Raw genomic sequence first — 12,462 nt, 5'->3', positions numbered from 1 at the left:
CAATGAAAAGACTCGCAGGTTGGATGCTCGCTGGCGCTCTGCTGTGGCCCGCGATGGCATCGGCGCAGATCAATACCTTGCCATCGCAACCGCATTTGCTGGTGAAAGGGCAGGCATTCCGCACCGTTGATCCGGACCGGTTCATCATCGATCTCAAGGTTAGCAAGACCGAACTACAGCCGGATCTGGCGCGCAAGTTTGTGGAGGAGCGCGCACGCGTGGTCCTGGACGGATTGCAACGCAACCATGTGCTGAAGGATTCGCTGTATGCCTCCGCGTTGTCGATCGCGCCGCAGTCACGTTATGAGGCGGGAAAGTCCGTCTTCGAGGGCACCCGGGTGGAGCGCAAGATCCGCGGCACATTTACATCTTTAAAGGATGTGCGTGCCTTCCTTGGTGGCTTGGATGCCAACGAAAACGTGCAGGTGCTGTCGATGCAGACCGGCTACGCCGATGCCGCCGCCCTGCGTGCAGAACTTAAGCGCGAAGCCGCCACGCAGTCGCGCGAATCTGCGCAGGGGCTTGCCGCCGCCTACGGTGTGCGGCTTGGCGGGATCTACAGCATCTCCGATGTTGCCCCCAGCTTTGCCTACGGTGTCGAAGCAGGCACCTGGTCGGCGCCCAATGCGCCAAGGCCGGGTTCGGTGGTCTCTCCGCCATCGCCGCCGGCCCCACCGCCGCCGCCTGCGCCGGCCGCTGGCGTGCAGGGCGTGGGCGAAAGCCTGCTGACCGGCACCATCACCTACACCGAAAACATCTATGCGGTCTTCCTGATCGCGCAATGAGTCCCTTGCCATGCTGCTGATGCTCGATAACTACGACAGCTTCACCTACAACCTTGTGCAGTACCTGCAGGCGCTGGGTGCCGAGGTCACGGTGGTGCGCAACGATGCGATGAGCGTCGATGAGATCGCTGCGCTCAAGCCCGAGCGCATCGTGATTTCGCCTGGCCCCTGCACGCCCAACGAGGCAGGCATTTCGCTGCAGCTGATCAAACGGCTGGGCCAGACCACGCCGATCCTGGGCGTGTGCCTGGGGCACCAGAGCATCGGCCAGGTCTACGGCGGCGATGTGATCCGCGCCGGCAACATCATGCATGGCAAGACCTCGCCGATCCGCCACGAGGGCAAGGGCGTGTTCGCCGGCCTGCCGGACAGCTACGAGGCCACGCGCTACCACTCGCTGGTGGTGGACAAGACCACGCTGCCGGATGCGCTGGAAGTCACTGCCTGGACCGAGAATCCGGATGGCTCGATGGAAGAAATCATGGGCCTGCGCCATCGCCAATTCCCGGTGGAAGGCGTGCAGTTCCATCCCGAGTCGATCCTGACCCAGCACGGGCATGCCCTGCTGAAAAACTTCCTGGAGCGTTGATCGCGATGCGCGCGATGCATGTTTCCGCCAGCGGCGCGGCCTGCATCGGCATCCATGCACGGGCGCGGTACCGGCGCCGGCACGGCTGCCGACAGCGCAAGGCGCAGTGGATCGCTGACGGCTTCACTGCCGCATGCAGACATCGCTGCCTCGCCGAGCAAGGCCTGCGTGCCTCGCAATTACCCAAGGTCGCTTCGCGATGAACACGTCCAATGACAGCATGCACTTCTACGAACCGGCGCAAGGCCACGGGCTGCCGCACGACCCGTTCAATGCCATCGTCGGCCCGCGCCCGATCGGCTGGATCGGCTCGCGCAGCGCCGAGGGCATCGCCAATCTGGCGCCGTATAGCTTCTTCAACGCCTTCAACTACACCCCGCCGATCGTCGGTTTTGCCAGCATCGGGCGCAAGGACAGCCTGCGTAATATCGAAGCGACCGGCCAGTTCACCTGGAATCTGGCCACGCGCCCGCTGGCCGAGGCGATGAACGCAAGCGCGGCGATGGTGCCGTCGGAGGTCGACGAGTTCGCGCTCGCAGGGTTGCAGATGGCGCCGTCGCGGGTGATCGATGCGCCGCGTGTCGCGGCAAGCCCGGTCAGTTTCGAGTGCCGGTTGAGTCAGCTGCTGCAGCTGCACAGCGCAAGCGGTCAGGCCGTGGAAACCTGGTTGGTGCTTGGCGAAGTGGTAGGCGTGCATCTTGCGCATGCCGCGCTCGATGACGGCGTCTACGACCCGGCCAGGGTGCAGACCATTCTGCGGGCCGGTGGCCCGGCAGATTATTTCGAAGTGCTGCCGCAGGCGCGCTTCCGGATGCAGCGCCCGGGTCAATGAATCCGTTGGCAGGGTTCGCATTTGTCCATGTCTGCAGCGCACGACGCATGCGGGTCACTGGCGCAAGCTGATCCACTGCCGCACGCCCTTTCCTCCTTTATGTTCCCCACGGTCGTCCCATGCCCATCACCCCGCAAGAAGCCCTGCAACGCACCATCGAACACCGCGAAATCTTCCATGACGAAATGGTCGAGCTGATGCGGCAGATCATGCGTGGCGAGGTGTCGGACATGATGGTCGCCGCCATCCTCACCGGGTTGCGGGTCAAGAAGGAGACCATCGGCGAGATCGCCGGCGCTGCCACCGTGATGCGCGAGTTCTCGCGCCGCGTGGAGGTGAGCGATCGCCGGCACATGGTCGATATCGTCGGCACCGGCGGCGATGGCTCGCACACCTTCAACATCTCCACCTGCGCGATGTTCGTTGCCGCCGCTGCCGGTGCCAAGGTGGCCAAGCACGGCAATCGCAGCGTGTCATCCAAATCCGGCAGCGCCGATGCGCTGGAGGCGCTGGGCGCAGTGATCGAGCTGCAGCCCGAGCAGGTGGCCGCATCGCTGGCGCAGACCGGCATCGGCTTCATGTATGCGCCGGTGCATCACCCGGCCATGAAGGTGGTGGCCCCTGTGCGTCGCGAAATGGGCGTGCGCACCATCTTCAACATCCTCGGGCCGCTGACCAACCCGGCCGGCTCGCCCAGTATCCTGATGGGCGTGTTCCACCCGGATCTGGTCGGTATCCAGGCGCGCGTGCTGCAGGAGCTGGGCGCCGAGCGTGCATTGGTGGTGTGGGGGCGCGACGGCATGGACGAGCTCTCGCTCGGCGCTGGCACGTTGGTCGGCGAACTGCGCGATGGCCAGGTGCGCGAGTACGAGGTGCACCCGGAAGACTTCGGCATTGCGATGTCGGCCAGCCGCAACCTCAAGGTGGCCGATGCGGCCGAATCGCGCACGATGTTGCTGCACGTGCTGGACAACATCCCCGGCCCGGCACTGGACATCGTCGCGCTCAACGCCGGCGCTGCGCTGTATGTGGCCGGCGTGGCCGACAGCATTGCCGACGGTGTCGCGCGTGCGCGGGCCGTGCTGGCCGATGGCTCGGCCCGCGCCAGGCTAGAGGCCTATGTGGCCTTCACCCGCCAGATCGCCGCGCAGGCGTGATCGCGCGCTGGGGCAACGGCTAGATGTGGGAGCGGTGGCATCCTTGCCATCCGCCGTTACCCGCGTGCGCTGGCGCGCCAGCGCAGCGCGCCATGGCCCTCTTGACCGATAATGCCCGCCCGCCAGGACCCCACACGATGAGCGACATCCTCAATACCATCCTTGCCCGCAAGGCCGAAGAAGTCGCCGAGCGCAGCGCGCGCGTGCCGCTGGCCGAGCTGGTCGCACGTTGCGCCGATCTGCCGCCCACCCGCGGCTTTGCCGCGGCCATGCAGGCCAGCATCGCGGCCGGCGACGCGGCCGTGATCGCCGAAGTGAAGAAGGCCAGCCCGTCCAAGGGCGTGATCCGGCCCGATTTTCATCCCGCCGATATTGCGGTCAGCTACGAATTCGGCGGCGCCAGCTGCCTGTCGGTGCTGACCGACGTGGACTTCTTCCAGGGCGCCGATGCCTATCTGCGGCAGGCGCGCGATGCCTGCACGCTGCCGGTGCTGCGCAAGGATTTCACCGTGGATCCGTACCAGGTCTACGAAGCGCGTGTGCTCGGAGCCGACTGCATCCTGCTGATCGTCTCGGCGCTGGAAGATGCGCAGCTGGCCGAGCTGTCCGGTCTGGCCATGCAGCTGGAGCTGGATGTGCTGGTGGAAGTGCACGATATCGACGAGCTCGAGCGCGCGGTGCAGGTGCCGGTGCCGCTGATCGGCATCAACAACCGCAACCTGCGCACCTTCGAGGTCTCGCTGCAGACCACGCTGGACATGCGCGCGGCGGTGCCGCGCGATCGCATCCTGGTCACCGAAAGTGGCATCGTCACCCCCGACGACGTGCAATTGATGCGCCGCAATGGTGTGAACGCGTTTCTGGTCGGCGAGACCTTCATGCGCGCGGCCGAGCCGGGGGAGTCCTTGCGTCAGCTATTCTTTGCGCATGACTGACTCGTTTCCTGCCCCGCGCGAAGACGCACCGCTGGTGGTCTTCGACTTCGATCACACCCTGTACGACGGTGACTCCGGCAGCCACCTGTTTGCCTGGTTAATCAAGCGCAACCCGTTGCGCCTGCTGGTGGCGCTGCTGGCCTCGCCGATCCTGGGCCCGATGGTGGCCATGCTGCCCACCCGCCGCCGCGGTGTGTCCGGCTATGTCTGGATTGCCACCTTCGGCCTGCATCGCGCGCGTGAGTTCAACCGCTTCATCGATGCCTACGTGCTCAAGCATGAGGCGCAGATCCGGCAGCGCCTGCTGCCGCATGCGCTGAAGGTGTTCACCGAGCATCGCGCCGCAGGCGACCGCGTGGTGGTCGCTACCGGCGCACCGCCCGAGCTGGCGCGCGCCATTCTTGGCTTCGTGGCGCATCAGGACGTGCCGGTGATCGGCAGCCTGGTCGGCCCGCGCCTGGGCGCGGTCACTGCGCGGCGCCACTGCCACAACGAAGAAAAGATGCGCATGCTGCGCGAGCGCGGCTATGCCGACATCGCCATCGCCTATTCGGACAGCACCGCGGACCTGCCGCTGCTGAAAGCTGCGCGCGCACCGGTGGTGGTCAATCCCAAGGCCAATCGCGAGGACCTGTTCCGTCAGGTGCTGCCGGCGGGCACGCCGATCCTCAACTGGGGTTGCCGCGACCGCGGTGGCAAGGCGCTCTAGACCGCGCTGGCGCCTTGGGGCAGGTGCGGAAGTCGCGACGACACGCAGATCGGTGTCAAAACGGGCGCAAGTGCCGAGATTGGCACACTAGTGCAAGCGGCGACACATCTGCCGCGCAGCGGGCGGAGAGTATCTGCAGACCGGCCGGCCACGCGCAGGAGTCCAGGCAGCGAGCCGGACTGGGGCTGCCTCGCAAAGGTGTGCCTACCGGCGTGTGCTTGAAGCTCAAGGCGTGTTCACCGGCTTTAAGTTGCCGCTGGCCACGGCCACGCATGAGGTCGCGAGGCGCGTTCCAGAGAGGATTGCGATCAAAAGATGACCGCGATCGAACAAACGGTCGATGCGGCAACCGCATCGACCGTTGGTCTTCAGCCACTTAGCGCGTGCCGTACAACACGACGGTCTTGCCGCGTGCGTGCAGCAGGCCGTCGGCCTGCAGCTTCTTGAGCACGCGTCCGGCCATTTCGCGCGAGCAACCGACCAGGCGTGCCAGCTCCTGCCGCGATACGCGCAGCTGGGTGCCCTGCGGGTGGCTCATTGCCTCGGGCTCCTTGGACAGATCGTGCAGGGTGCGCACGATGCGGTCGGTCACGTCCAGGAAGGCCAGGCGGCTGGCTTTCCTTGTGGTGTCGAGCAGTCGTTTTGAAAGCTGAACACCTAGGGCGTAAAGGATTCGCGGGGCATCCGGGGACAGGCTGGTCTGAAACAGCTGCTGCAGGCGCTCATAGCTGATCTCTGCCAACTCGCACTGGGTGCGGGTGCGCAGGATCACTTCGCGGGTATCGGATTCGATGAACAACCCCATCTCGCCGACGAACTCGCCGCTGCCGAAGTAGCCCAGCACCAACTCACGATCGTCATCTTCCTCGGCAATGATGCTCACCGAGCCACTGATCACGTAGTAGAGGGTGCCGGCCGGGTCTCCGGGCCGGAACACATCGGTCCGGGTCGGATAGCGCCTGCGGTGGCTGTGGGCCAGAAAACGCTCGATCGTGCCCGCGTCCAGCGCCAGAGAAGGGGTAGCGTTACGTACCGTCGTAGTCACAACCGTCGTGTTTCCTGGGCTCATGGTAGTTCCGCGTGTAATTCCTGAAGCTTAACGGCATGAGTCATGCAAGGTAAACCATTCTCAATGACGGCATTTCGTTGCTGGGATCTTTGGCTCATAATTGACTCCTTTCCCGCCTTCCAAAAGGACAGACCGACGTGGTCAAGCCGTTGCCTCGCCTGAGGCTACAGGGGTTCAACAACCTCACCAAGGCGTTGAGCTTCAACATCTACGACGTCTGTTACGCGCGTACCGAAGAGGAGCGTCAGCGCTACATCGAGTATATCGATGAGCAGTACGACGCCGATCGTCTGACGCAGATCCTGACCGATGTGGCCGAGATCATTGGCGCCAACATCCTCAATATCGCACGCCAGGACTACGATCCGCAGGGTGCATCGGTGACGATCCTGATCTCCGAAGAGCCGGTGATCGACAAGAAGCAGGCCGGCAAGGAGCTGATCTCCGACGCCGTGGTTGCTCATATGGACAAGAGTCATATCACTGTCCATACATACCCGGAGACGCATCCGCAGGAAGGCATCGCCACCTTCCGTGCCGACATCGACGTTGCCACCTGTGGCGTCATCTCGCCGCTGAAGGCGCTGAACTACCTGATCGAGAGTCTGGAGTCGGACATCGTGATCATGGACTACCGCGTCCGTGGCTTCACCCGCGATGTGAAGGGCAAGAAGCACTACATCGACCACAAGATCAACTCGATCCAGCACTTCCTCGCCAAGAACGTGAAGTCGCGCTACGAGATGTTCGACGTGAACGTCTATCAGGAAAACATCTTCCACACCAAGATGCACTTGAAGGACTTCGATCTGGACCAATATTTGTTCGAGGAGCGTGCCAAGAACCTGTCGTTCAAGGAGCGCATGAAGATCGAGACGCTGCTCAAGCGCGAGATCGAAGAGCTGTTCCACGGACGCAACCTGAGCGAATAAGCGCAGCGAACGACGTGCCGGCCTACCTGCTTGCAGGTAGGCTCAAGATGCAAGGCGGGACGGCCCGCCACGCGATGACCTCGCGTTCCACAGCCGACGGCGGCCCAGTGTGCAGACACTGGGTCGCTTTTTTTTTGTCCGTTTTTTCTGTTGAGGAGTACCGCAATGCCCTGGATCTATCTCGTACTGGCCGGCCTGTTCGAAATCGGCTTCGCCATGGGCCTGAAATACAGCGACGGCTTTACGCGACTGTGGCCCACCGTGCTGACGATCGGCATGGCCGGCATCAGCCTGTGGTTCCTGACCCAGGCACTGAAGACCATTTCAGTCGGCACCGGCTATGCGATCTGGACCGGCATCGGCGCGCTGGGCGTGACCATCGCCGGCATCGCCCTGTTCGGCGACAGCGCCTCGTGGTCGCGGCTGGCCTGCATCGGGCTGATCGTGGGGGGTGTGATTGGATTGAAGCTGGTGTCGTAGTCGTAGCTAGCCCTGCTTCGCAGGCCTGCGTCCCAAGGGTTGCTACGTAACCCTTGGGCCCCGACTTCGTAGTTTCCTATCTTCCGCGCCTTTGGCCGTGCCACGTCCGCCAAAACGGGCGTGCCCTCAAAATTTGCGACGCGACCTTGGGCCCCAACTTCTCGGCTCCCTATCCCCGCGCCTTTGGAGCGCCCCCTTAACAAAGGGGGCTCTGCTCCAGGGAGTGATGGTGGGCCGAGTGGGGTGCTGCTGTCCTGCGCTGCTGCCTGGGCGCCTTTTGCGCTGTGCCGTGTAAGGCGGTGTTTCCGGATGTCTGCCTGGATATCGGGAGTAGCGTGCGGTCACTTTCGGCCTGCGCCTTGGTGGGTTCCATCCTGCTGTGTCTGCAGGTTGGCTGCCGAGCCTGCGCTCCTGCAGCCCGCACCCCGCACCCCATTCCCCATTCCCCATTCCCCATTCCCAATTCCCGATTCCCGATTCCCGATTCCCGACCTAGAGCCGGTACGCCACCGTCTTCATCAGCTTGGAGGCCAGGGCCATGGCACTGGGGATCGGAGGGGGCAGGATGCGGGCGCCGGCCTGTTCTGCGTGGTCGGCGTGGCGAGCTTCGTCGATCTTCATCACGCGCAGGATGGCGCGGCTGCGCTGGTCGATCTCCGGCAGGGTTTCCAGATGCTCGTCCAGGTGGGCTTCCACCTGACGCTCGGTTTCGACCACGAAGCCCAGGCTCCAGTCGTCGCCGCGCAGTCCGGCCAGTGCGCCGAGCGCGTAGCTGCCGGCGTACCAGAGCGGGTTGAACAGGCTGGGGCGGCTGTCCAGCTCATGCAGGCGGTCGGCGCACCAGGCCAGGTGGTCGGTCTCTTCCTGCGCCGCTTCGAGCAGGTGCTGCTGGGTATGGGCGTCGCGGGCGACCGCGGCCTGGCCGAAGTACAGGCCCTGCGCGCAGACCTCGCCAACGTGGTTGATGCGCATCAGCCCGGCGGCATGCTCACGTTGCGGGGCCGTCAATTCGGCGTCCGGGGTGTCGGCAGCGGGGTTGGGGCGCTGCGCGGGCGGGTTGCCGAATACCGTTTCCAGCGCGCGCTGGGCTTCGATCAGCAGCCGGTCGAGTGGGTTCTGCAGTCGGATAGGGGAGGTCTGGGTCATGTCCGGATTCTGGCCTTCGACCGCGCCGCTGCCAACCGCCAGCCGCTGCCTGGCTGGTCAACTTGCGCCGCCCCGGGCTGTCCCGTACAATCCCGCCTCTTCTGTTTCGCCTTCACAACGCGTGGCAAAGTTCCAGCGGTCATTGCCGCTGCAATCCGCCCGACCACTCAAGAGTTTTCTCATGACTACGTTCACCGCCAAGTCCGAGACCGTCCAGCGCGACTGGTATCTCGTCGACGCCGCCGGCAAGACGCTCGGCCGTCTGTCCACCGAACTGGCCCGCCGCCTGCGCGGCAAGCACAAGCCGGTTTATACCCCTCACGTCGATACCGGCGATTACCTCGTGGTGATCAACGCCGAGAAGATCGTCGTCACGGGTAACAAGCTGAAAGACAAGAAGTATCACCGCTTCACCGGCTACATCGGTAACTTGAAGACCGAGAGCCTGGAGCAGGCGCTGCAGCGCCACCCGGAGCGCGTGATCGAAATCGCCGTCAAGGGCATGCTGCCGAAGGGCCCTCTGGGCCGCACCATGTACCGCAAGCTCAAGGTCTATTCGGGTGCCGAGCATCCGCACGCCGCCCAGCAGCCGCAAGTTCTGGATATCTAATCATGGCTATCACGCAAAACTACGGCACTGGCCGCCGCAAGTCCTCCACCGCTCGCGTGTTCCTGCGCAAGGGCACTGGCAAGATCACCGTCAACGACCGTCCGCTGGATGAGTTCTTCGGCCGTGAGACCGCGCGCATGATCGTGCGTCAGCCGCTCGAGCTCACCAAGAACACCGAAAGCTTCGACATCCTGGTCACCGCTTCCGGCGGCGGCACCACCGGCCAGGCCGGTGCGATCCGTCTGGGCATCGCCCGTGCGCTGGTCGAGTACGACGAAACCCTGAAGTCCGAGCTGCGCAAGGCTGGCTTCATGACCCGCGACGCTCGTGAAGTCGAGCGTAAGAAGGTCGGTCTGCACAAGGCCCGTCGCGCCACCCAGTTCTCCAAGCGCTGATCCATCGCGTTCGCATTGCTCTGGTTCTCCGGGGGCAATCGCTGCAAAAGCCCGGCATTGCCGGGCTTTTGTCGTTCTGGGGCTCGCGATGCGCGTGCCCGTTCTCCATCGGTGACATATCCGGGCAGGGTCATGCGATTGCTTGTGGGCAGCAGTGGCTGCGCGGGCTGCACTGAAGCGGCACCGCTCACGGGCTTTATCACGCGGGCTGTCGGTGGATGCGCCTCGTCGCGCATGGCGGTGCCGTTGCCGTTGCCGCGGGTGCAGGGTGCGCCATTGATGGAATCTGGTGTGCGCCGGTTGTCCGATGCGGGATCAATCCGGTTTGCAGGCGCGCGCGGTGCCTGGCCATGTCTCGTCGGGGATGGGTTGGGCGCTGAATGGCTGTCGCGCTGCGATTCGATCCAGCCAGGGTGGATCGTGGGCAACAAAAAAGGCCCGATCTTTCGATCGGACCTTTGGTGTCTGGCTGCCCCGGATGGATTCGAACCACCGAATGCCTGAGTCAGAGTCAGGTGCCTTACCGCTTGGCGACGGGGCAATAAAAACGTGTTGTCCCAGAGTATCGCACGCCTGTGCAGGCCTGAATACCATGGTGGCTATGGGTGGACTCGAACCACCGACCCCAGCATTATGAGTGCTGTGCTCTAACCGGCTGAGCTACATAGCCTAGGGAGCCGGCAATTCTCGCGATGCGCCTGGGTGTTGTCAAGTATTTCGTTTTCAGCTTGTGAGCCGGCCGTCGCCGTGGCAGAGTCGGTGACAGTAGATTTTCAGGAGTCCGCATCGTGATCGATCCGGACGGTTTCCGGCCAAACGTCGGCATTGTGCTGATGCGAAAGGACGGTCAGGTGTTCTGGGCACGTCGTGTGCGCAGGGACGGCTGGCAGTTCCCGCAAGGTGGCATGAACACCGACGAGACCCCCGTTGAAGCCATGTACCGCGAGTTGCGCGAAGAAACCGGGCTGTTGCCCGAGCATGTGGAATTGCTCGGTGCCACCCCCGGGTGGCTACGCTATCGCCTGCCGAGCCGGGCGGTGCGCCGCAACGAGCGGCAGGTGTGTATTGGCCAGAAGCAGGTCTGGTTCCTGCTGCAGTTCACCGGCGACGAATCCCATCTCAGGCTCGACCACACCGATACACCCGAGTTCGATCACTGGCGCTGGGTGGATTTCTGGTATCCGGTCGAGCACGTGGTGATGTTCAAGCGCGGCGTCTACGCGCGTGCGCTCCGCCATCTGGCACCGCTGGCGCAGAATCTGGCGGGGCCGGCTGCGGTCGGAGTGATGCCGCAGCGTGCGCTGGAGGCGTGGTTGCCGGGCAGCAGCGCGGCCGGTCACGACAGCCCGCGCAAGCGCCCACGCAAGCGGGGCGGACCTCGGCAGGCCCGGATTAATAATGATTAACGTTTGGAATTGACACCTATTCTCGTTTGCGGTGCAATCAGTGCCGGTCCTCTCCGGATCGCCAGCACCCGACCGATACCGTGTACGTCTGCATCTGTAATGGGGTCACCGACCACCAGATCCGCGAAGCGGCCGAGAACGGCTGCGCCAGCCTGGCCGAGCTGACCATGCGGACCGGTTGCGGTTCCAACTGCGGGTCCTGCCTGGACATGGCGGCCGACCTGCTGAGCCAGGCACACGCAACGCGTGCTTTGCCGCTGCCGCTGCTGGGGTTGGCCAGCGCCGCCTGAGTTGCTGCGCACGGCGCGCTGCCCGTCAGATGGGCAGCGCGTGGCCTGTTACAACGGCCTGCGACAACATTCCGAAACTTTGATCAACCGGCAGCTTCGCTGGGCCTGCGTGTCGCCGCTGGAGACCATCCGTGGAGATACTGCCGGTGCCCGGTCGCCCTTCATCTTGCTCGACCGGTGCTTTTACGCCTTGCGCGGTTGTCGAGCGGCGCGCGCTGCCGATCCTGCCAGGCCTTTCACTGCGGCAGATCGTGGATCGGTTCCGGCTGTCGATGGTTGCGACCAGGGTCGCCTCGCCAGGCATCACGCAACTGATCACGATTCGCGTTCCTTCATGTGCCGCGCCAACGCGTTAAAGTGCGGCCGGCTCACTGTCTCGGAGACATCGCATGAAGGGCGATACCAAGGTCATCGAGTACCTCAACAAGGTGCTCTACAACGAACTCACTGCGATCAACCAGTACTTCCTGCACGCCAAGATGCTGAAGAACTGGGGCCTGAAAGAACTGGCCGAGCATGAGTACAAGGAGTCCATCGACGAAATGAAGCATGCGGACAAGTTGTCCGACCGCATCCTGTTTCTCGAAGGGCTGCCGAATTTCCAGGCGCTGGGCAAGCTGCGCATTGGCGAAAACCCCACCGAGATGTTCCGCTGCGATCTGGCGCTGGAGCGCGAGGCGGTGGCGGTGCTGCGCGAGGCGGTGGCCTATGCGGAGACCGTCAACGACTACGTTAGCCGCCAGTTGCTGGTGGATATCCTGGAGTCGGAAGAAGAGCACATTGACTGGCTGGAAACCCAGCTGGATCTGGTCGCGCGCATCGGCGAGCCGAATTACCTGCTGACCAAGCTGGACGACTGAGGGCGGTCAGCGCTGCGCTGCTACTGGTGCAGCGAGGCAGGTTGGTGATGGCAGGTTGGGATCGGGGAAGTGCGGGCGCTGAGTGTGGCCCTGGCTATCCAGCTAGACGTGCGAAGCACAGTTGGGTTTGCCGGTAGCGTGGTTTCAATCTCCACTGCGATGGAGGTAGGGCGTGTGCTTCCTCTGCTGTGGGACGCTTCTGCGCCGTTCAATGCCCCGGCGCGTTGGGCATGGATGCTCGGGTGGGCCGCACGCGCGTGCGGTGAT

Annotated in this window: 15 protein-coding genes and 2 tRNA genes; 13 read left to right on the top strand and 4 right to left on the bottom strand. The window is 63.9% G+C overall.

What is annotated here, in order from left to right:
* Nucleotides 1–2 precede the first annotated feature (2 nt).
* From A7D17_RS01985 to A7D17_RS01960, 6 genes are all read left to right on the top strand, one after another.
* Nucleotides 3–785, top strand: coding sequence for an SIMPL domain-containing protein (locus tag A7D17_RS01985; protein WP_064507561.1), 783 nt, complete (start codon nt 3–5; stop codon nt 783–785).
* 10 nt (nt 786–795) lie between these two features.
* Nucleotides 796–1,374, top strand: a complete 579-nt coding sequence (locus tag A7D17_RS01980; protein ID WP_064507560.1) for an anthranilate synthase component II — start codon at nt 796–798, stop codon at nt 1,372–1,374.
* Between the two features lie 199 nt (nt 1,375–1,573).
* On the top strand, nt 1,574–2,206 hold the full coding sequence (locus tag A7D17_RS01975) for a flavin reductase family protein (protein WP_064507559.1): 633 nt from the start codon (nt 1,574–1,576) through the stop codon (nt 2,204–2,206).
* A gap of 119 nt (nt 2,207–2,325) precedes the next feature.
* A complete protein-coding gene (trpD, locus tag A7D17_RS01970) occupies nt 2,326–3,363 on the top strand; it encodes an anthranilate phosphoribosyltransferase (protein ID WP_064507558.1) in 1,038 nt (345 codons plus the stop codon).
* A gap of 137 nt (nt 3,364–3,500) precedes the next feature.
* Entirely contained in the window at nt 3,501–4,298 is a 798-nt protein-coding gene (trpC, locus tag A7D17_RS01965) for an indole-3-glycerol phosphate synthase TrpC (RefSeq protein ID WP_064507557.1), read from the top strand.
* Nucleotides 4,291–5,007: a haloacid dehalogenase-like hydrolase gene (locus tag A7D17_RS01960; protein WP_064507556.1), complete on the top strand. Its 717-nt coding sequence runs from the start codon at nt 4,291–4,293 to the stop codon at nt 5,005–5,007. Before trpC ends, A7D17_RS01960 begins: the two co-directional genes overlap by 8 nt.
* A gap of 376 nt (nt 5,008–5,383) precedes the next feature.
* Here A7D17_RS01960 and crp read toward each other — a convergent pair whose 3' ends face one another.
* On the bottom strand, nt 5,384–6,076 hold the full coding sequence (crp, locus tag A7D17_RS01955; RefSeq protein WP_029218612.1) for a cAMP-activated global transcriptional regulator CRP: 693 nt from the start codon (nt 6,074–6,076) through the stop codon (nt 5,384–5,386).
* Nucleotides 6,077–6,213: 137 nt separating this feature from the next.
* Between crp and speD the strand changes: the two genes are divergently transcribed.
* Nucleotides 6,214–7,008 (top strand): adenosylmethionine decarboxylase, encoded by a 795-nt coding sequence (gene speD, locus A7D17_RS01950; RefSeq protein ID WP_005990692.1) that lies wholly within the window; start codon nt 6,214–6,216, stop codon nt 7,006–7,008.
* 165 nt (nt 7,009–7,173) lie between these two features.
* Nucleotides 7,174–7,488, top strand: a complete 315-nt coding sequence (locus tag A7D17_RS01945) for a DMT family transporter (RefSeq protein ID WP_064507555.1) — start codon at nt 7,174–7,176, stop codon at nt 7,486–7,488.
* 492 nt (nt 7,489–7,980) lie between these two features.
* On the opposite strand, the gene coq7 is transcribed toward A7D17_RS01945, so the two are convergent.
* Nucleotides 7,981–8,634 carry a 2-polyprenyl-3-methyl-6-methoxy-1,4-benzoquinone monooxygenase gene (gene coq7, locus A7D17_RS01940; RefSeq protein WP_064507554.1) on the bottom strand — a complete coding sequence of 218 codons (654 nt, stop codon included), beginning with the start codon at nt 8,632–8,634 and terminating at the stop codon, nt 7,981–7,983.
* A 181-nt stretch (nt 8,635–8,815) separates the two neighbouring features.
* Here coq7 and rplM point away from each other — a divergent pair, with 181 nt between their 5' ends.
* Entirely contained in the window at nt 8,816–9,244 is a 429-nt protein-coding gene (gene rplM / locus A7D17_RS01935) for a 50S ribosomal protein L13 (protein WP_003483082.1), read from the top strand.
* Nucleotides 9,245–9,246: 2 nt separating this feature from the next.
* Entirely contained in the window at nt 9,247–9,639 is a 393-nt protein-coding gene (gene rpsI / locus A7D17_RS01930) for a 30S ribosomal protein S9 (protein ID WP_005990700.1), read from the top strand.
* Nucleotides 9,640–10,105: 466 nt separating this feature from the next.
* Here the strand turns inward: rpsI and A7D17_RS01925 are convergent.
* Nucleotides 10,106–10,180, bottom strand: a tRNA-Gln gene (locus A7D17_RS01925).
* 52 nt (nt 10,181–10,232) lie between these two features.
* Nucleotides 10,233–10,309 (bottom strand) — tRNA-Met (locus A7D17_RS01920).
* 118 nt (nt 10,310–10,427) lie between these two features.
* Here A7D17_RS01920 and A7D17_RS01915 point away from each other — a divergent pair.
* The 3 genes from A7D17_RS01915 to bfr all read left to right on the top strand — a co-directional run bounded on the left by A7D17_RS01915 (nt 10,428) and on the right by bfr (nt 12,195).
* A complete protein-coding gene (locus A7D17_RS01915) occupies nt 10,428–11,045 on the top strand; it encodes an RNA pyrophosphohydrolase (protein ID WP_029218614.1) in 618 nt (205 codons plus the stop codon).
* 80 nt (nt 11,046–11,125) lie between these two features.
* Nucleotides 11,126–11,335, top strand: a complete 210-nt coding sequence (locus tag A7D17_RS01910) for a (2Fe-2S)-binding protein (protein WP_064507553.1) — start codon at nt 11,126–11,128, stop codon at nt 11,333–11,335.
* A gap of 389 nt (nt 11,336–11,724) precedes the next feature.
* Nucleotides 11,725–12,195: a bacterioferritin gene (gene bfr / locus A7D17_RS01905; protein ID WP_005990707.1), complete on the top strand. Its 471-nt coding sequence runs from the start codon at nt 11,725–11,727 to the stop codon at nt 12,193–12,195.
* The last annotated feature ends 267 nt before the right edge of the window (nt 12,196–12,462 follow it).

The organism is Xanthomonas floridensis (assembly GCF_001642575.1).
Taxonomy (GTDB): domain Bacteria; phylum Pseudomonadota; class Gammaproteobacteria; order Xanthomonadales; family Xanthomonadaceae; genus Xanthomonas; species Xanthomonas floridensis.
This window is presented reverse-complemented; position numbering and strand designations above follow the sequence as displayed.

Excerpts from the sequence above, each read along its gene's own strand:
- A7D17_RS01985 (WP_064507561.1), top strand. The coding sequence starts at position 3 with ATGAAAAGACTCGCAGGTTGGATGCTCGCTGGCGCTCTGCTGTGGCCC.
- A7D17_RS01980 (WP_064507560.1), top strand. The coding sequence starts at position 796 with ATGCTGCTGATGCTCGATAACTACGACAGCTTCACCTACAACCTTGTG.
- A7D17_RS01975 (WP_064507559.1), top strand. The coding sequence starts at position 1,574 with ATGAACACGTCCAATGACAGCATGCACTTCTACGAACCGGCGCAAGGC.
- trpD (WP_064507558.1), top strand. The coding sequence starts at position 2,326 with ATGCCCATCACCCCGCAAGAAGCCCTGCAACGCACCATCGAACACCGC.
- trpC (WP_064507557.1), top strand. The coding sequence starts at position 3,501 with ATGAGCGACATCCTCAATACCATCCTTGCCCGCAAGGCCGAAGAAGTC.
- A7D17_RS01960 (WP_064507556.1), top strand. The coding sequence starts at position 4,291 with ATGACTGACTCGTTTCCTGCCCCGCGCGAAGACGCACCGCTGGTGGTC.
- crp (WP_029218612.1), bottom strand. The coding sequence starts at position 6,076 with ATGAGCCCAGGAAACACGACGGTTGTGACTACGACGGTACGTAACGCT.
- A7D17_RS01945 (WP_064507555.1), top strand. The coding sequence starts at position 7,174 with ATGCCCTGGATCTATCTCGTACTGGCCGGCCTGTTCGAAATCGGCTTC.
- coq7 (WP_064507554.1), bottom strand. The coding sequence starts at position 8,634 with ATGACCCAGACCTCCCCTATCCGACTGCAGAACCCACTCGACCGGCTG.
- rplM (WP_003483082.1), top strand. The coding sequence starts at position 8,816 with ATGACTACGTTCACCGCCAAGTCCGAGACCGTCCAGCGCGACTGGTAT.
- rpsI (WP_005990700.1), top strand. The coding sequence starts at position 9,247 with ATGGCTATCACGCAAAACTACGGCACTGGCCGCCGCAAGTCCTCCACC.
- bfr (WP_005990707.1), top strand. The coding sequence starts at position 11,725 with ATGAAGGGCGATACCAAGGTCATCGAGTACCTCAACAAGGTGCTCTAC.